Consider the following 17,173-nt stretch of genomic DNA (forward strand, 5'->3'; position numbering starts at 1 on the left):
AAGAAATGATCGAAACCGACGTCATACAGCACCGCCGCCGACTGATAGGTGGCGATATGACCGCCCACGTTCGAGTGTTTCGCCGCGCGCAGCACCATCACCATCGCATTCCAGCGGATGTAGGCATTGAGGCGGCGCTCGATGCCCAGGTCGCCCGGATAGGCCGGCTGGCGTTCGGTGGCGATGCTGTTGACATAGGCGGTGGTGACGCGGCCGTGCAGGCCGCCGTATTGCGCGGTGTCGGCATCGACCAGCCGGTCGAGCAGGTAGTGGGCGCGCGGGCGCCCCTCCGCCGCGACCACGGCCTGCATCGAGTCGAGCCATTCGCGGGTTTCCTGCGGATCGGCGTCGGGCAGCGTAAGGGGTAAGGACATGGCATATCTCCTGAGGGAAAAGCATTGAAAGGCAGACCAAATAATTGCAAACGCAATAGTTGCATTTGCAATCGTTATGCAGCCAATTATATGGCGGTATAATTGCATTTGCAACGACAATTGAATTGAAAGGCGCCTCTCCATGTCTGCAGCTACCCCCGACCTGTGGTTCTCCTTCGTGCGCACGCACCGCCTGATGATCCGCGAGATCGAACGCCGGCTGGCGGATGCCGGCCTGCCCGCCTATGCGTGGTATGACGTGCTGTGGGGACTGGAAAGCGGCAGCGACGGCTCGCGGCGCATGCACGAACTGGCCGATACGCTGGCCATCGAACGCTACAACCTGACGCGGCTGGTCGACCGGCTCGAAAAGGACGGCCTGGTGACGCGCTCGCGTTCAAGCGAAGACGGCCGCGCCGCGTTTGTCTCGATCACGACCGCCGGACGCGCACTGCGCAAGAAGATGTGGAGGGTCTACCAGGCCACGGTGGCCGACCTGTTCCTGGCGCAGTTCAGCGCGGACGAGCGCGCAAGCCTGCACGCCGCGCTGGAACGGGCCGCCGGCGCGGCACGCGAGCTGGCATAGGGCCGCCTCATGCATAACCGTACCGGCGCAGCGCCTGCTCCAGGCGCCGGAGCTCGAAGCTGCCCTGGTCGGCCAGCGCCTTGAGCGCGGCAATCGCCATCCAGGACGCATCGGCGTCAAAGTCGAGTGCGACCACGCGGGCGCGCAGATGGCCGCCGATCTGGCCCGCGATCTGCCGGCCATAGCCACTGACTGCCACCACTGGCGCGGCACTGTCGCCGAGGCAGCGTTGCAGATGCGCGCTGCGCGGCGGCGCCGACGGATGGCACAGGTTCCAGTGCCCGGCCGCGCGTGCGTCGCGTGCCAGCCGCGTGTAGCTGGTGCAGCTCCATACCTCGGCGGCTACCTGCCAGTGCTGCCATAACAGCACGGCGGCGCCGCTGGCCGACGCCAGCGTGCTGCCGGCGCCGCACAGGCGCACCTGCGCCGGCCCGTGGTCATGAACTGACGACAGGCGGTACATGCCCTGGCAGGCCGCAGCGGCGTCATCGGCCGACAAGGCACCGCCTTGCGCCACCTCCGCGTCATGCGTGGCCAGATAATAAAAGCCGGGATGACGTTCGAGGTACAGCGCCCGCAATGCACCTTCCAGTATTGCGCACGCCTCTGCGCCCGAGGCAGGATCGAAAGGCATGCAGCCCGGCTGGGCCGCCAGCCAGGCCGGCAAGGCGGGCTGCACGCCCTTGGGCCAGTGCGTCCGTGCTTGTTCGGCCTCGGCATCGTTGCAGACGATACCGCGCCCGCACGACGCTTGCAGCAGTGCCCGCAGGGACTCGACCGATTGCGCGTGCACCAGGTACAGCAGCGGCGTTTCGGCCTGGCCCGGACGGCCAAAGCGCAGCTGCCAGGCACTGGCCTGCAGTGGCCGGCCAGGCGCCTCGTCTTGCGGCGCGCGCGTGCTGACGATATGCAGATGTCCGTCGAGCCTGGCGTCCTGGCGCAGGCGCGCGGCAATGGCGGCGAGCGCGCCACGCGGCGACATGGGCAGCCGCTGCCCACCCTGCCCTGCCAGCGCAGCCAGGCAGGCGGCAGCCGAGCGGCGCGTGGCGGCAGTGGACGGCGGCGGCGTGAAGATGGTCGGCTGCATGTAACTCTCCTTGATGACGGTGGCGTAGCACAAGGCTTGCGCTACAAGCGGCAACCCGATACGATTGCATTTGCAATGATTGTAATTGCAATCATGTGGCATCGCAAGCGCCACCTTCTCCACCGTCTCGAAGGAAGCCATGACCCTGACCCCATCCGAAGCAGCACGCATGGCCTACGCCGTCCAACTGGCCGAGGCACAGATCGCGGAGGCGAAGCAGCTGCAGCAGGCCCATTTCGGCGCCGACGCTTCGCCCGTTGTCCTCGCCGCCATCATCGAGGCGCTGGCGCGCAACCATGCATCGGCGGTAGCGGCGAAGATCCGCGGCTAGCACAGGCCACAATCCGGTGGTGCGCAAGCGCTGGCAATGCTAGAATTTTTGCCTGAGCCGCATTGCTCCGGCATTGGCCGGCCGCTTGTCCGGATCCGACCTGTCCCAACCGGACTTCACCACGAAACGGCTATCGTTCTGAAAAATTCCTTTTATCGCCATGCCCGATGGGTGCTGCTGGCCCTTCCCGTCGCTGTCCTCGCCGGTACCGCCTCGGCCTGGTTTCTATGGGCGCTGGACCGGGCCACCGGCACGCGCATGGGCCATCCATGGCTGCTCTGGCTGCTGCCGGCCGCAGGCTTTGCCGTCGGCTGGTTCTACCTGCGCTACGGCAGCGCGGTCGAAGGCGGCGTCAACCTGGTGATCACCGAGATCAACGCCCCGCAACAGCCGATTCCGCTGCGCATGGCGCCGCTGGTGCTGGGCGCCACGGTGGTGTCGCACCTGTTCGGCGCCTCGGTCGGCCGTGAAGGCACGGCCGTGCAGATGGGCGGCGCGCTGGCCGACCAGCTGGCGCGCTGGTGCCGGCTCGACGAGACCGACCGGCGCATCGTGCTGATGACCGGCATCAGCGCCGGCTTCGCGTCCGTGTTCGGCACGCCGCTGGCCGGTGCCGTATTTGGCCTCGAAGTGCTGGCCGTGGGCCGTTCGCGCCATGCGGGACTGCTGCCCTGCCTGGCGGCCGCCCTGCTGGCCGACCGGGTCGAGCTGCTGTGGGGTGGCTGGCTGGGCGTGCATCACACGCATTACGCGCTCCCCTTGATTCCCGATATGACAGCCCGGGCCTTGTGCGCGATGGCCATCGCCGGCGTGCTGTTCGGCCTGGCGGCCCGGGTGTTTGCCGGCGCCACTCATGCGCTGGCGGGCGCCATGAAACGCGCGATGTCGTACGCGCCGCTGCGCCCGTTCGCGGGCGGCGTGGTAGTGGCGCTGGCCGTCTGGCTGCTGGGTACCGACAAATATATCGGCCTGGGCATCCCCACCATCGTCGATGCGCTGCGGCAGCCGCTGCCCGGCCATGATTTCCTGGCCAAAATGGCGTTTACCATTGTCTCGCTCGGTTCAGGATTCAAGGGCGGCGAAGTCACGCCGCTGTTCTTTATCGGCGCCACCCTGGGCAATGCGCTGGCGCCGCTGCTGCAGCAGCCGTTCGCGCTGCTGGCGGCGGTAGGTTTCGTGGCGGTCTTTGCGGGCGCCGCCAATACCCCGCTGGCGTGCACGGTGATGGCGATGGAGCTGTTCGGTCCCGGCATCGGCGCGCATGCCGCGATCGCCTGCCTGATGGCATATGGCTGCTCGGGACGGACGGGCATCTACAAAGCGCAGAATATCGATAGCAGCAAGCGCGCATCGCGCGAGACACTGCCACCGGTTCAGTGACCCCGGCCAAGACGCCTTGATGACGACAGGGACATGAGTATAGCCATCGTCGAAGCCTGTTTTCCCGCTCAATTTGCTGTCCATAGCTGCCCTGATTACCGCATAAGGTATTTGTTTGACCGAATCGATCTGTGCCTGCTTATCCATGACCTAGACTGGGAAATCGCGTTCTGCTGAAATTGATTGCGAATGAAATACCCCATTCAACCATGTGATGAAAAGGGAAAATCATGAGAAGCAAGGTCAAATTATCGTGGCTTACGACATTCGTTTTCTTTACCCTGTGTGGATGTGCAAACGTTCGACATGCCAGCGACAGCATGGGCAAATGGAACCCCGATGAGCTCATGCCTTCTTTAGGCAAACCGGTTGATATCATCTCATTGTTATCCGAAGGAACGAGACGAACACCGCCAGCCGCTGAAAAAGGAAAAGATCCGGAGTCAGGTTTCGATGAAATTTTTCAAAATGAGTTGGTGATCTTCTCCAAGCTGGACCCTGCGGAGCAAAAACGCCGTCGAAATCTGGTACAGGACCGTTTGAAAACCTCATCGGATGAACTATGCGATCAGTACAAATCCAATGTCCTTCGCAAACAGGCGCGTGCAAACTTCTGGCTCGGCACCACCTCGCTGTTTCTTGGATCCGCAGGCGCACTCGCCAAAGGAGTGGACACGGCGCGGGCGCTTTCTGGAGGAGCTGCTTTTTTCACTGGAGTTCGTAGTGAATATAATCAGGATTACTTTCTCGATCAGACCATCACCGTCATTGCAAAGTCGATCGAAAAACGCCAACAGGAAATAGCATTGGAGGTAAATGTCAAACGAGACAATGATTCATCCACCTATTCTGTCTTGCAGGCGATTAATGATATTGGCCGCTATCATCACGCATGCAGTTTAGTGGCGGCCCTTTCTTTCGCAGACAAGGCCGTAACCTCATATAATATTTCCAGAAGCGTTCAAGATGCGGCAGAAGCCCAAACCGCTTTCAGAAGGCTGATAGACGCAAACAACACACCGCGCGCCGTCACGCCTAGCCAGTAAGTGAGATATCGAATGCTCTTGAAATGGAACAATCCAGGCAGAAAAGCCCATTCCGGATTCTGCCTGAATCGACTTCAAATGTCAGCTCAACTTCTGCGCCATCGGCATCCACGTGTTAACTTGGCGCCTGCATCCTTTTGCCACTCACGACATCGACAATCGCTCGTGTGATTTTCTTTCTCAACTGGACATTAAGCAAGTTTTCTCGATCTTTATCGTTAGCAATAAAACCACGCGTCCGGTTACTCATGGTACACCCTGGAGCAACATAAATTTTTATGGTCTCTCTTTCCGTTCATTATCATTATCAAAAATACCAACCCAAATTATTAGATGAGCAATGAAAGGGACGAGTTCACCAAAAGTGAAAATAAAGCACACAGGCCTAGCCAGCTTCGAAGGCAGCTGGCTTCAATGCCAATTATCGATCGGGTTGTTTTTTACGGGCAAATGCAGAGCCGAGACCAGGCACCAAAATACTGACGCGGCGCAAGGCGCGCGCCGGTTCTTCTGGTATCACCTGATGCTGTGGCCAGCATGCAGCACATGCCGTCCACCCCGTGGACGATAGCGACCCAACCGAGCCTGTGTTAGTCAGCGCACCGTCGGCACGCCACGGCGCAGATGAGACAGGCGACATTTTCCGGAATTCCGGTACACTCGTTGTCGAATGATCAGCTCGCATGAACCCACTATCGGAGGACTTTGCGCATGACGACAGAACGACGGCGGTACAGTGCTGCCAGCGATCCCCTCCAGGGACAGGCGGCGAATGAACTCGACGCCATGAAACGCCATTTTGAAGAACGGATACAGGAGCTCGTGACCGACAGCAGCGACGGCGCCGACCTGCTGTCGATGTCGATGCGCGCGGCCACGCTGGGCGCGGGCAAGCGCATGCGGCCGCTGCTGCTGATGGTCATCGCGCGCGACCTCGGTTGCGCCTCGCCGGCGCTGGTCGACGTGGCCTGCGCGGTGGAACTGGTGCATGCCTCCTCGCTGGTGCTCGACGACATGCCGTGCATGGACGACGCCAGGCTGCGCCGCGGCGCGCCCGCCATCCATGTGACGTTCGGCCAGGACGTCGCCATCCTGGCATCAATTTCGCTGTTGAGCCGCGCCTTCCACATTCTCGCCAGGGCCGAGGATCTGGCGCCGCAAGTACGCACCAGCCTGGTCACCGCGCTGGCCGCAGCGGTCGGTACGCAGGGGCTGGCCAAAGGCCAGTTCCAGGACCTGCATGGCGGCGTGGCGCGCAGCGTCGACGATATCGCTCTCACCAATGAACTGAAAACCGGTGCGCTGCTGGGCGCCACGGTCGACATGGCCGCCATCATCTGCCAGGCCGATGCCGGCGTGGCGCAGTCGCTGCGCGCATTCGCCTTTGCCGCCGGCCAGGCATTCCAGATTCGCGACGACCTGAAAGACCTGCCCGGCAACGACAGCGCCGTCACCGGCAAGGATGTGGGACTCGATGCCGGCAAGGCCACCTTGCTGACCACGCTGGGCGTCGACGAAGCGCAGCGGCGCCTGCAGCTGCATCTGCAGGAAGCGGAGCGCCACCTGGACGATGCGGTCGGCGCGCAGCAGGGTACGCGCCGTTTGCTGGGCAGTTTTTTTGCCGGCAGCAAACCGCTACCTGGCCCCGCACGCGAACCACGCATGGCCGCGCACGCGACTGGCGCTGCCGCGCTCGGCTATTGAAGTCCACAAGGAAAGACACCGCATGGCGCATTTCGGCGTAGTGACACCAGCGTTATACAGCCATGTCAATGCGATGGAAGCGTTGTCCGTGGCGCTGATCGAACGCGGCCACCGCGTCACCTTCCTGCACCGGCCGGACGCTGCGGCATTCCTGAAAGACCGCCGCATCGCCTTCCATGCGCTGGGTATCGACCTGTATCCGCCCGGCTCCCTGGCCGCCTCGCTGAAACTGGCCGCCAATCCCGGCAGCATCATGGGACTGCGCCGTGTCATCCAGGACATGGCGCAGACCACCGCCATGTTCTGCCGCGAGCTGCCGGGCGCACTGCAACAGCTGCAGGTCGACTGCGTGCTGGCCGACCAGATGGAAGCGGGCGCGGGCCTGGCGGCCGAAGCGCTGGGCATGCCGTTCGTCTCGGTCGCCTGCGCCCTGCCCGTCAACCGCGAGCCGGGTATCCCTCTGCCCGTGATGCCATTTGCGGCCGGCCAGGACGAGCGCAGCTTGCGCCTGTGCGAAGGCAGCACCAAAGTCTATGACTGGCTGATGACGCCGCATCGCAGCGCGATCGCCGCCGGCGCGATGCAACTGGGGCTGTCACCGCGCGACGGGCTGCACGACTGCCTGTCGCCCTTGCTGCAACTGAGCCAGACGGTAGATGGCTTCGATTTTGCGCGCTTCCAGCTGCCTGCCCACTTTCATCATGTGGGGCCGCTGCGCACCGCATCAGCAACCGGCCCTGGGCCGGACACCAGCGGCGCGCCGGACCTGACGCTGGTCAGCCGCGACCGGCCCTTCATCTTTGCCTCGCTGGGCACCCTGCAGGGCGAGCGCTTTGCGCTGTTTCGGCGCATTGCCCGCGCCTGCCGCCGGCTCGACGCGCAGCTGCTGGTCGCGCACTGCGGCGGACTCGATGCGCGCCAGTGCGACGCCTTGAGCGCAGCGGGCGCCACCTGGGTCTGCGCGTTTGCCGACCAGCAGGCGGTGCTGGCGCGCGCCGACGCGGTGGTGTCGCATGCGGGCCTGAACACGGCCATGGATGCGATTGCCGCGCATACGCCGATCCTGGCGCTGCCGATCGCGTTTGACCAGCCGGGCGTGGCGGCGCGCATCAAGCATGCCGGCGTCGGACTGCAGGCATCAAGCCGCTGGGCGAGTCCGGGCAAGCTGGCCGCGCAGCTGCGCCGGCTGCTCGACGAGCCCGAATTCGTGCAGCGTGGCGCAGGTCTCGCCGCATCCATCCGCGCGGCCGGCGGCGCCGCGCGCGCAGCTGATCTGGTCGAAGCGGCATTGCAGTCATCGCCGGCTGGCGTCAACGGAGCGCGGTTTGCATAAAGACCAACCTCTCTATGACCTGATCCTGGCCGGCGGCGGCCTGGCCAATGGCCTGATCGCCTGGCGCCTGCGCACGGCGCGCCCCGAGCTGCGCATCGTGCTGCTCGAACGCGATGCGCAGCTTGGGGGCAACCATACCTGGTCCTTCCACGACAGCGACCTGACCGACGCGCAGCGCGCCTGGATCGCGCCGCTCGTTTCGTCGCGCTGGCCGCGCTACGACGTGATGTTTCCGGAACATGCGCGCACCGTCGAAGGCGGCTATGCCAGCATCGCGTCGAGCGACTTTGCCCGCGTGATCGAGGCGGCGCTGGGCGACTGCCTGCGCCTGAACACGCCGATACGGGACGTGACGCCGACCAGCGTGCAACTGGCCAGCGGCGAAGTACTGCACGCGCGGGCCGTGATCGACGGGCGCGGCATGCGGCCCAGCAGCAGGCTGGCGCTGGGCTACCAGACCTTCCTGGGCCAGGAAGTGCGCCTGGCCGCGCCGCATGGACTGTCGGCGCCGATCATCATGGACGCCAGCGTGGAGCAGCAAGGAGGCTACCGCTTCGTCTATGTGCTGCCGTTCGGCCCGGACCGCGTGCTGATCGAAGACACGCATTATGTCGACACGCCCGCCTGGCAGCCCGAGCGCCTGCGCGCCAACATCCGTGCCTATGCCGCCGCGCGCGGCTGGCAGATCGCAGAACTGCTGCGCGAAGAACACGGCTCGCTGCCGATCGTGCTGGCCGGCGATATCGACGGTTTCTGGCACGACCTGCACGGCCAGCCCGGCGCCGGGCTGCGCGCGGGGCTGTTTCATCCGACCACCGGCTACTCGCTGCCGCATGCGGTGCGGCTGGCCGGGCAGATCGCCGCGCTGGCCACCTTCGACGCACCGGGCCTGTTCGCCGGCATCCGCGCCGAGGCCTTGCGCGAGTGGCGCGGCCAGCGCTTTTTCCGCCTGCTCAACCGCATGCTGTTCCTGGCCGGGGAAGCCGATCACCGCTGGCGCGTGATGCAGCGTTTTTATCATTTGCCTGCACCGCTGATCGCGCGCTTTTATGCGGGCCGCCTGACCTGGGCCGACCAGCTACGCCTGGTATCGGGCAAGCCGCCGGTACCGGTCGGCCAGGCGCTCAGCGCAGCACTGAAAATCCACCCTCACCAGATCGGAAAAACTGAATGAACGAATCAAAACAGGCAGTGGTCGTGGGCGCCGGCTTTGGCGGCCTGGCGCTCGCCATCCGGCTGCAGGCGGCCGGCATGCAAACTACCCTGCTGGAAAAGCGCGACAAGCCGGGCGGGCGCGCCTATGTGTATGAAGACCAGGGCTTCGTGTTCGACGCCGGCCCCACCGTGATTACCGACCCCACCGCGCTGGAAGAACTGTTCACGGTAGCCGGCAAGAAAATGTCCGACTATATCGAGATGCTGCCGGTGGCGCCGTTCTACCGCCTGTGCTGGGAAGACGGCGACCACTTCGACTATGTCAACGACCAGGAGGCGCTCGACCGCCAGATCCACGCGCGCAACCCGAAAGACGTGGCCGGCTACCAGCGCTTTCTCGCCTATTCGAAAGCCGTGTTCGAGGAAGGCTACCTGAAGCTGGGCGCCGTGCCGTTCCTGTCGTTTCGCGACATGATCGCCGCCGGCCCGCAGCTGGCGCGGCTGCAGGCCTGGCGCAGCGTCTACAGCATGGTCTCGCGCTTTATCGAAGACGACCACCTGCGCCAGGCGTTTTCGTTCCACTCGCTGCTGGTGGGCGGCAATCCGTTTGCCACCTCGTCGATCTACACGCTGATCCATGCGCTCGAGCGGCGCTGGGGCGTGTGGTTTCCGCGCGGCGGCACGGGCGCGCTGATCCTGGCGCTGGTGCGGCTGTTCGAGGACCTGGGCGGACGCATCGAACTGAACGCCTCGGTGGCGCGCATCGACACCGCCGGCAACCGCGCCACCGGCGTGCGCCTCGACGATGGCCGCGTGTTTCCGGCGCAGATGGTGGCGTCGAACGCGGACGTGGTGCATACCTACGGTTCGCTGCTGGGGCATCACCCGCGCGGCGTGGCCGAAGCGGCCTCGCTGGGCAAAAAGCGCTTTTCCAATTCGCTGTTCGTGCTGTATTTCGGCCTCGATCACCATCATGAACAGCTGCGCCACCACACGGTGTGTTTCGGTCCACGCTACGAGGGCCTGATCAGGGACATCTTCAAAGGCCAGCACCTGGCCGACGATTTTTCGCTGTACCTGCATGCGCCATGCGTGACCGACCCGTCGCTGGCGCCGCCGGGCTGCGGCAGCCACTATGTGCTGGCGCCGGTGCCGCACCTGGGCAATGCCGACATCGACTGGGATGTGGAAGGGCCGCGCTACCGCGACCGCATCTTCGAGTACCTGGAACAGCGCTACATGCCGGGCTTGCGCAGCCAGCTGGTGACCAGCCGCATCTTCACGCCGTTCGATTTCCGCGACCAGCTCAACGCACATGTGGGTTCGGCCTTTTCGCTCGAACCGATCCTCACGCAAAGCGCCTGGTTCCGGCCGCACAACCGCGACCGCGACGTGTCCAACCTGTATCTGGTCGGCGCCGGCACCCATCCCGGCGCCGGCGTGCCGGGCGTGATCGGTTCGGCCAAGGCCACGGCCGGCCTGATGCTGGAGGACGCCGCACGATGAGCGAAGCCCTGCTGGCGCATGCCACCGAGACCATCGAGGTCGGCTCGAAAAGCTTTGCCGCCGCGGCGCGCCTGTTTGCGCCCGGCGTGCGGCGCAGCGTGCTGATGCTGTACGCGTGGTGCCGCCATTGCGACGACGTGGTCGATGGACAGGAGCTGGGCTTTGCCGCCGTGGCGCAGGATGCGGCAGCGGCGGCCGGCGCACTGGCGCGGCTGCGGGAACAGACGCATCTGGCCTACACGGGCGCGCCAATGCGGGAACCGGCCTTTGCCGCCTTCCAGGAAGTGGCGCTGCGCTGCAAGATCGCGCCACAGTACGCGTTCGATCACCTGGCGGGGTTTGCGATGGACGTGCAGGAAGCGCGCTACGAGACACTGGACGACACGCTGCGCTATGGCTATCACGTGGCCGGCGTGGTGGGGCTGATGATGGCCACCATCATGGGCGCGAAGGAGCCGGCGGTGCTGGACCGCGCCTGCGACCTGGGCATCGCCTTCCAGCTGACCAATATCGCGCGCGATATCGTCGACGATGCAAAAATCGGACGCTGCTACCTGCCGGCCGCCTGGCTGCGCGAAGCGGGCATCCCGCAAGATGAGCTGGAACTGCCACGGCACCGCGCGGCGCTGGCGCGCGTGGCGGCGCGGCTGGTCGAGCATGCGGAACCGTATTATGCGTCCGCCACCGAGGGACTGGCCGCCCTGCCCCTGCGCTCGGCGTGGGCGATCGCCACTGCGCACAAGGTGTACCGCCAGATCGGCATCGAGGTAAAAGCGCGCGGCGCGCAGGCCTGGGATGAACGGGTGGGCACCTCGCGCGCCACCAAGTTGTGGCTGCTCTGCAAAGGCGCGATGAGTGCGCTGGCCTCGCGCGTCAAGGGGCAGCCGGCGGCTCGTCCTGCTGCACTGTGGCAGCGTCCCGTTCACGCAGCGGACCGCCATGCAGCGCCTGCAACTGCCGCTTGAGGCGGCTCACCGGTGGCGCGTACAGGAAGCCGAACGATACGGCGCCGTCCTTGCCGTGCACGGCGTGATGCATGCGATGCGCCTGGTACAGCCGTTTCAGGTAGCCGCGTTTCGGCACATAGCGAAACGGCCAGCGCTGGTGCACCAGGCCGTCATGGGCAATAAAGTACAGCATGCCGTAGGCGGTCATGCCGGCGCCTATCCATTCGAGCGGATGGCGCCCTTCGGTGCCGAGGTAAATCAGCACGATGGCGATGCCGGCGAAAACCACCGCGTACAGATCGTTTTTTTCAAACCAGCCGCTGCGCGGTTCATGGTGGGACCGATGCCAGCCCCAGCCAAAACCATGCATGACATATTTGTGCGCGACCACCGAGAACAGCTCCATGAACACCACGGTGGCCAGCACGATCAATGCATTCATTAACATTTGTTTTTACAGGAGTGACAAAAGATGAACAAGCCTACCATAGCATCGGCCCTGAGCACCGCAGTATTGCTGTGCGGCGCCCTGTTTGCCAGCGGCGCCGCGCTGGCCGCCACCATCGAAGTGCATGTCAGCAACGTGAGCAATGCCAAAGGACAGATCCGGGTGGCCGTCTGCGACCAGGAACGCTTCCTCAAGCAGTGCCTGCATACGGCGTCGGCGCCGGCGCAGGCTGGCGAGACCGTGCTCAAGGTCGGCCAGGTGCCCGCCGGCACCTGGGCCGTGCTGGCTTATCACGACGAGAACGACAACGCGGAGCTCGATCGCAACCTGATCGGCATTCCCAAGGAAGACTATGGCTTCAGCCGCGACGCGGCGAGCCGCTTCGGCCCGCCCAAGTTCGACGATGCCGCCATCACGGTGCAGGAAGGCGATATGGCGGTGAAGATCAAGCTCCACTAAGGCGCGCTCAGCGCCGGTCGATAAACACCTGCAGCAACTGCCGCGCGTCGATCGGCTTGACCAGGTGCCCGATAAAGGCGGCGGCTTCGGAGCGCGCCTTGTCGGTTTCCTGGCCGAAGCCGGTCAGTGCGATGCAGTCAAGCTCGCTGCATCCCGGCAATTGCCGCAATTGCCGCGCCAGCTGGTAGCCATCCATGCCGGGCAGGCCGATGTCGAGGATGGCCAGCTCGGGCGCCCTGCCCGTGCAGGCACAGATGGCGGCGCCCGGGTCGTACGCCACCCTGACGCTGTGGCCCCATGAACTCAACAGTTCGGCAAGAAAATCGGCCGCGTCCACGTTGTCGTCAACGATCAGCACGCGGCTTGGCCGGGCCCGCACCAGCTCGACCAGGGCAGCGATATCGTCTTGCGGGCGCACGCCGTCCGCATGCGTGAGGTTGGCACGATAACCGAGCCCGGTCGGCATGCAGATCGTGAATCTGCTGCCCTGCTGCGCGCCGCCGCTTTCCGCGCTGACAGTGCCATCGTGCATTTCCACCAGGCTCTTGACCAGGGCCAGTCCGATACCCAGGCCCCCTACCGAGCCTTGCAGCTTGCGCTCGCCCTGCACGAAGGCCTCGAAGATGCGCGGCAGCAGTTCCGCGGAAATGCCGGCGCCATTGTCGCGCACCGTGATGGTCACCATGCCGCCGCCCTGCGTCGCGCTGAGCGCAATATGGCCGCCTTCGGGCGTATGGCGCACGGCATTGGTCAGCAGGTTCGACAGCACCTGCGCCAGGCGCGCCGGATCGACGCACAGGTCCACCGGGGCGATATCGAGATCGAACACCTGGCGCTTTTTCTGCATGGCCGCCTGCACCATTTCGGCCGCCTTGCCGGCCACCCGTGCCAGCGGTACCACTTCCTTGCGCAATTCGATCTTGCCACGGGTAATGCGCGACACGTCGAGCAGGTCATCGACCAGCCGCACCAGGTGCGTGACCTGGCGGCCGATCACGGCCTGCTCGCGCTGCGTAACCGTATCGCGCATGCGCATCAGTTCCAGGGCCGTGACGATGGGCGCGAGCGGATTGCGCAATTCGTGCCCGAGCAGGGCCAGAAACTCGTCTTTCGCGCGCGAGGACTGGTTCAGTTCCACATTGAGCCGCTGGATCTGCGTGCGCGCCTGCACCTGCACTGTAATGTCGACCGCAATCACCATCAGGCCATACACGCCGCCGTCGAGCCGGCGCAAGGGCGACAGGTTGTAGGTGAAATAGCGGTCTTCCAGCTCGCCGCCATGCTTGTGCAGCTGCACCAGCGTTTCTTCGCCAACAAACGGCTCGCCGTCGCGATAGACCGCCAGGAAACTGCGGTGCACGGGCGAGCCAGCCAGTTCGGGAAAGACGTCGAGAAAATCCTGGTCGACCATCCAGTCCGCTTCGCGGCCCGACACCATGGCGTACATCGGATTGACCAGCTGAAAGTTGAGCGCCTCGCCGATCATCACGGCCGCGCCGACCGGTGCATCGAGCAGCAGGCGGTCGCGTTCCTCGCGCAAAATATCGCGCGCAATGGCGGCCTCCAGGCCCTGCATGGCCGAGGCGACGATGCTGGCGAACTGCTGCAGGAACTGTTCGAACGCCAGGTCGTGCAGCAAGGTCTCGGAGGCAAGAAATTCAAGCAGGAATTTACCGGCCTGGCCGGCCGCACCCGCCGTGCCGGCCTCGATGGCAACCCGCCGGCCCGGGCCGCGCAGCGCCGCATCGCCGGGAAAACCCAGTGCCAGGATATCGCGCGGCACGCTCGCTGCCACCAGACGCGTGATGGCCTCGGCTTCGGCCATGGTGGCACAGCCGGCCAGGCCGCCACGCAGCAGGTCCAGCGCTGCTTGCCGGCGCACCGCCACCACGCGCTCGGTGGTTTCGGTACTGGCGATCATGATGCCGTCCACCGTGCCCGACGCGCCGAACAGCGGGGTGTACGAATAGGTCCAGTAGCACTCGGCCAGACGGCCGTTGCGCACGATCGGGATCAGCATGTCCTGGTGGCGGATCGCGCGGCCGGTGCTGGCCACTTGCGCCAGCTGCCCGCCCAGCAACTCCCAATCGGCAGCCCAGCAGGCGGCGGCATCCTGCCCCAGCGATTGCGGCGCCTTGAGCACGTCGAAGCACTTGCGCGCGGCCTCGTTGTAGATCTGCGTCAGCGAGCCGCCCCACCACAGCAGGGTAGGAAACGGCATGGCCAGCACGGTGCTGACGACCGACTGCAGATGCGTCGACCAGGTATCAAGAGAACCGAGCGCGCTCGACGACCAGTCGTGGGCCAGTACCCTGGCGCTCATCGCGTCGTCGCCGCTCAGGAACCAGTATGGTCCTGGCCTGGCATTGTGTAAAAGGACTGGTGGCGGTGCGCCGTATTTCGTCATGTTCAACCCATCTGGCTACGCGATTCTCGATGCCCATGGTGCGGGCAGGAAGAATTATCTCATGTGGCTGCGCCCGCTTATGGGCGTTGCCACACAGAGACAGGCAAGCCATGCGCCCTAGGCCAGCAGCACCCGCTTGAGCAGATCGGCCTGCTCCCTGGCCTGGTGCGCTTTCTGCGTGTATTCGCTGGCCGTGCCCGGATGCAGCCAGGCGGCGGCCTTGGCGGCCAGGCTGAGGAACAGCTGTTCCTTTTCCTGCAGTGCGCGCACGGCAGCCCAGATGGCGTCCTCGGCTTTTTCGTGCTGCAATTCACCGAGGATGGGCGCCGTGAAGCTGTGCCCTGTATGGCAGCGAAAACGCTGTGGCTGCTGGTCCGTCAGCTCCCAAAGGGTGCCCTGGCATTCGGGACAGGTAAAGGTCGATGGCGTGGCGATTTTTTGCAGTTGTTCCATGTTACCCACTCCCCTGGCGAAACGGTTTTCGACGGCGATCCAGCCAGGCGGTGGCGTGGCCTGCGGTGGCGCCGGCTGCCCGCTGGCCAGCGCCAGCAGTGCTGGAGCCATGTCGGCGACCGGCAGGCACAAGTCGACGGCCACATTGCGGATCGCGCTTTGCGGCATGGACGGCGCCACCGCGTCTTCCGGTTCCTGCACCAGGGCAGTCCCGCCGCAGGCCTTGATCGCCTGCAGGCCAGCCGTGCCGTCGTCCAGATAACCGCTGAGTATCACGCCGACCACCTGCGGCCCCAGCGCCGCGGCGGCCGAGCGGAACAGCGGATCGATGGCGGGACGCGTATGGTTTTCGCGCGGGCCGCGCGTCAGCTCGACCGTGGCACGGCCGGCCGCGATGGCCACCAGCATGTGGTAGTCGGGAGGCGCCAGCAGGACGCGGCCTGGCCCTACCGGTTCGCGGTCCTGCGCATAGCGCACCGGCAGCGCGGAAGTTTTGGCCAGGAGCTCGGGCAGCAGGCTTTTGCGCGCACCGACATGGCTGACAACCAGGATGGCGGCCGGAAAATCAGCCGGCAAGGCGGCAAAGATAATGGACAGAGCCTCCATCCCGCCAACGGAAGCACCCATGACAACAAGCGGTTGCACGATGAAGCCCCTCTCGCGGCATTGATCTCGCCCCTATTGTGAAAGCGTGCAGCCGGCCATTCTGTACGCTCGCTAACACACTTCCGGCGCCGGGCTTGCGGTTACAATGCGGCTCACTTCGCCATCACACCAGCCATGCCCTATCTCGTTCTTGCCGTGTTTGCCTTGCTGTATCTCGCCGCCAGCCTGCTGTGGCAGGTGCCGCTGCTGGTCGGCGCCGTGTATGGCGTAATGAGCATTACCTGCTTTGCCGTCTATGCGATCGACAAGCGCGCCGCGCGCAACCAGGCCTGGCGCACGCCGGAAAAGACCCTGTGGCTGCTGGGATTGCTATGCGGCTGGCCGGGCGCCGTGCTGGCCCAGCAATGGCTGCGACACAAGACCGCCAAGCGCTCGTTTCAGATCGTGTTCTGGATCACGGTGGTGGTGAATATGGCGGGGTTCGGGTGGCTGGCAAGCAGCGCTGCGGGGGTGCGGTGACATGCAACCCGCCCGGCATAAAAGGCTGGGGTCGGACCCTGAGGGTCCGACCCCGGTTTTTGCTTCCGGGGTAAAAATCAGACCGGTGTCTTGAAGATCGGATCGACGATAAACTGCTGCGCCTTGATGCGCAAGGTCCGCTCTTCATCGAGCTCGGCCCGCGTTTCGCCCAGTTCCTCGCGCTCCGCTTCCAGTTCCAGGCGCACGGTGGCCAGTTCGGTTTCCACGCGGGTCAATGTTTCCAGCCTCAGCTGCGCCTGGATCAGCTCGGCGCGCGCCGTTTCGGCGGCCTCTTCCAGGCGCGGGATGCCTTCGAGCTTGAACTGGGCCTTGGCCAGGTCCATGCGCGCCTGCTCGGCCGCTTCTTCCAGCCGCGGCAGGCCTTCCAGGCGCAGCTGCGCTTTGGCCAGGTCGGTGCGGGCCTGGTTGGCCACCTGCCGCTCGCGTTCGAGCTCGGCGCGCAAGGTTTCCAGTTCGCTTGCCTGCACTTCCAGCAGTTCCTGCTGGCGCTCGTTCTCGCTGGCCAGGTCCATCAATTCCTGTTGATTCTCGTTCATCTCGGCTTCATGCGCGCTGTTGTTGGCTGTCAGTTCCTGTCCCACGAAATCGAGTATGGCCTGGCGCAGCACGGGCGACAGTTCGGCTGCCGCGGCGATCTGGCGCTGTGCGCCGGCCTTGCGCCGTTGCAGCAATTTGCTGATGGTGCCCAGGCAGGCGCCGCTGCCCAGTTTTTCGCGCAGCGCGCGCACCGTAATGGGCTGGCCTTCAGCCGCCATCGCGTCCATTGCCGCATTGATCTGTTCCGCGTGTGCTTTTGCCATGATGTTTTCTC

The 17,173-nt window shown here is 64.8% G+C and carries 16 protein-coding genes and 1 pseudogene; 11 read left to right on the top strand and 6 right to left on the bottom strand.

Annotation, left to right across the window (positions count from 1 at the left end):
• A pseudogene (aceE, locus tag RTQ46_RS22000) lies at positions 1–374 on the bottom strand (pyruvate dehydrogenase (acetyl-transferring), homodimeric type); the annotation flags it as partial.
• A gap of 142 nt (positions 375–516) precedes the next feature.
• Between aceE and RTQ46_RS22005 the strand changes: the two are divergent.
• Positions 517–960: a MarR family transcriptional regulator gene (locus RTQ46_RS22005; RefSeq protein WP_312439722.1), complete on the top strand. Its 444-nt coding sequence runs from the start codon at positions 517–519 to the stop codon at positions 958–960.
• A gap of 7 nt (positions 961–967) precedes the next feature.
• Here the strand turns inward: RTQ46_RS22005 and RTQ46_RS22010 are convergent, their stop codons facing one another.
• A complete protein-coding gene (locus RTQ46_RS22010; protein ID WP_312439723.1) occupies positions 968–2,047 on the bottom strand; it encodes a transketolase-like TK C-terminal-containing protein in 1,080 nt (359 codons plus the stop codon).
• Between the two features lie 85 nt (positions 2,048–2,132).
• On the opposite strand from RTQ46_RS22010, the gene RTQ46_RS22015 reads away from it, so the two are divergent.
• The 8 genes from RTQ46_RS22015 (at position 2,133) to crtB (ending at position 11,467) form a co-directional block, all read left to right on the top strand.
• The gene (locus RTQ46_RS22015; protein ID WP_312439724.1) at positions 2,133–2,378 is read left to right on the top strand and encodes a hypothetical protein; all 246 of its coding nucleotides are present in this window, start codon (positions 2,133–2,135) and stop codon (positions 2,376–2,378) included.
• Between the two features lie 171 nt (positions 2,379–2,549).
• The gene (locus RTQ46_RS22020; protein ID WP_312439725.1) at positions 2,550–3,758 is read left to right on the top strand and encodes a voltage-gated chloride channel family protein; all 1,209 of its coding nucleotides are present in this window, start codon (positions 2,550–2,552) and stop codon (positions 3,756–3,758) included.
• Positions 3,759–3,988: 230 nt separating this feature from the next.
• Complete coding sequence (locus RTQ46_RS22025) at positions 3,989–4,804, top strand: hypothetical protein (RefSeq protein WP_312439726.1); 816 nt, start codon at positions 3,989–3,991, stop codon at positions 4,802–4,804.
• Positions 4,805–5,590: 786 nt separating this feature from the next.
• The gene (locus RTQ46_RS22030; RefSeq protein ID WP_312439727.1) at positions 5,591–6,508 is read left to right on the top strand and encodes a polyprenyl synthetase family protein; all 918 of its coding nucleotides are present in this window, start codon (positions 5,591–5,593) and stop codon (positions 6,506–6,508) included.
• 22 nt (positions 6,509–6,530) lie between these two features.
• Positions 6,531–7,841 (top strand): glycosyltransferase, encoded by a 1,311-nt coding sequence (locus RTQ46_RS22035; protein WP_312439728.1) that lies wholly within the window; start codon positions 6,531–6,533, stop codon positions 7,839–7,841.
• Positions 7,834–9,015, top strand: a complete 1,182-nt coding sequence (gene crtY, locus RTQ46_RS22040) for a lycopene beta-cyclase CrtY (protein ID WP_312439729.1) — start codon at positions 7,834–7,836, stop codon at positions 9,013–9,015. Before RTQ46_RS22035 ends, crtY begins: the two co-directional genes overlap by 8 nt.
• A complete protein-coding gene (locus tag RTQ46_RS22045) occupies positions 9,012–10,502 on the top strand; it encodes a phytoene desaturase (RefSeq protein ID WP_312439730.1) in 1,491 nt (496 codons plus the stop codon). Before crtY ends, RTQ46_RS22045 begins: the two co-directional genes overlap by 4 nt.
• Complete coding sequence (gene crtB / locus RTQ46_RS22050; RefSeq protein ID WP_312439731.1) at positions 10,499–11,467, top strand: 15-cis-phytoene synthase CrtB; 969 nt, start codon at positions 10,499–10,501, stop codon at positions 11,465–11,467. Before RTQ46_RS22045 ends, crtB begins: the two co-directional genes overlap by 4 nt.
• On the opposite strand, the gene RTQ46_RS22055 is transcribed toward crtB, so the two are convergent.
• Positions 11,376–11,891, bottom strand: coding sequence for a sterol desaturase family protein (locus RTQ46_RS22055; protein ID WP_312439732.1), 516 nt, complete (start codon positions 11,889–11,891; stop codon positions 11,376–11,378). The two genes, crtB and RTQ46_RS22055, sit on opposite strands and share 92 nt — an antisense overlap.
• Positions 11,892–11,921: 30 nt before the next feature.
• On the opposite strand from RTQ46_RS22055, the gene RTQ46_RS22060 reads away from it, so the two are divergent.
• Positions 11,922–12,356 carry a DUF2141 domain-containing protein gene (locus RTQ46_RS22060; RefSeq protein WP_312439733.1) on the top strand — a complete coding sequence of 145 codons (435 nt, stop codon included), beginning with the start codon at positions 11,922–11,924 and terminating at the stop codon, positions 12,354–12,356.
• 7 nt (positions 12,357–12,363) lie between these two features.
• Here RTQ46_RS22060 and RTQ46_RS22065 read toward each other — a convergent pair whose 3' ends face one another.
• Positions 12,364–14,763, bottom strand: coding sequence for an ATP-binding protein (locus RTQ46_RS22065; RefSeq protein WP_312439734.1), 2,400 nt, complete (start codon positions 14,761–14,763; stop codon positions 12,364–12,366).
• Between the two features lie 117 nt (positions 14,764–14,880).
• Positions 14,881–15,861: a chemotaxis protein CheB gene (locus tag RTQ46_RS22070; RefSeq protein WP_312439735.1), complete on the bottom strand. Its 981-nt coding sequence runs from the start codon at positions 15,859–15,861 to the stop codon at positions 14,881–14,883.
• Positions 15,862–15,996: 135 nt separating this feature from the next.
• On the opposite strand from RTQ46_RS22070, the gene RTQ46_RS22075 reads away from it, so the two are divergent.
• Entirely contained in the window at positions 15,997–16,341 is a 345-nt protein-coding gene (locus RTQ46_RS22075) for a DUF1294 domain-containing protein (protein ID WP_312439736.1), read from the top strand.
• Positions 16,342–16,418: 77 nt separating this feature from the next.
• Here the strand turns inward: RTQ46_RS22075 and RTQ46_RS22080 are convergent, their stop codons facing one another.
• Positions 16,419–17,162: a DNA-binding protein gene (locus RTQ46_RS22080; RefSeq protein ID WP_312439737.1), complete on the bottom strand. Its 744-nt coding sequence runs from the start codon at positions 17,160–17,162 to the stop codon at positions 16,419–16,421.
• Between the last annotated feature and the right edge of the window lie 11 nt (positions 17,163–17,173).

The sequence above is a fragment of the Janthinobacterium sp. genome, from assembly GCF_031995485.1.
GTDB lineage: Bacteria > Pseudomonadota > Gammaproteobacteria > Burkholderiales > Burkholderiaceae_D > Janthinobacterium.

Excerpts from the sequence above, each read along its gene's own strand:
- RTQ46_RS22005 (WP_312439722.1), top strand. The coding sequence starts at position 517 with ATGTCTGCAGCTACCCCCGACCTGTGGTTCTCCTTCGTGCGCACGCAC.
- RTQ46_RS22010 (WP_312439723.1), bottom strand. The coding sequence starts at position 2,047 with ATGCAGCCGACCATCTTCACGCCGCCGCCGTCCACTGCCGCCACGCGC.
- RTQ46_RS22025 (WP_312439726.1), top strand. The coding sequence starts at position 3,989 with ATGAGAAGCAAGGTCAAATTATCGTGGCTTACGACATTCGTTTTCTTT.
- RTQ46_RS22030 (WP_312439727.1), top strand. The coding sequence starts at position 5,591 with ATGAAACGCCATTTTGAAGAACGGATACAGGAGCTCGTGACCGACAGC.
- RTQ46_RS22035 (WP_312439728.1), top strand. The coding sequence starts at position 6,531 with ATGGCGCATTTCGGCGTAGTGACACCAGCGTTATACAGCCATGTCAAT.
- RTQ46_RS22045 (WP_312439730.1), top strand. The coding sequence starts at position 9,012 with ATGAACGAATCAAAACAGGCAGTGGTCGTGGGCGCCGGCTTTGGCGGC.
- crtB (WP_312439731.1), top strand. The coding sequence starts at position 10,499 with ATGAGCGAAGCCCTGCTGGCGCATGCCACCGAGACCATCGAGGTCGGC.
- RTQ46_RS22055 (WP_312439732.1), bottom strand. The coding sequence starts at position 11,891 with ATGAATGCATTGATCGTGCTGGCCACCGTGGTGTTCATGGAGCTGTTC.
- RTQ46_RS22060 (WP_312439733.1), top strand. The coding sequence starts at position 11,922 with ATGAACAAGCCTACCATAGCATCGGCCCTGAGCACCGCAGTATTGCTG.
- RTQ46_RS22065 (WP_312439734.1), bottom strand. The coding sequence starts at position 14,763 with ATGACGAAATACGGCGCACCGCCACCAGTCCTTTTACACAATGCCAGG.
- RTQ46_RS22075 (WP_312439736.1), top strand. The coding sequence starts at position 15,997 with ATGCCCTATCTCGTTCTTGCCGTGTTTGCCTTGCTGTATCTCGCCGCC.
- RTQ46_RS22080 (WP_312439737.1), bottom strand. The coding sequence starts at position 17,162 with ATGGCAAAAGCACACGCGGAACAGATCAATGCGGCAATGGACGCGATG.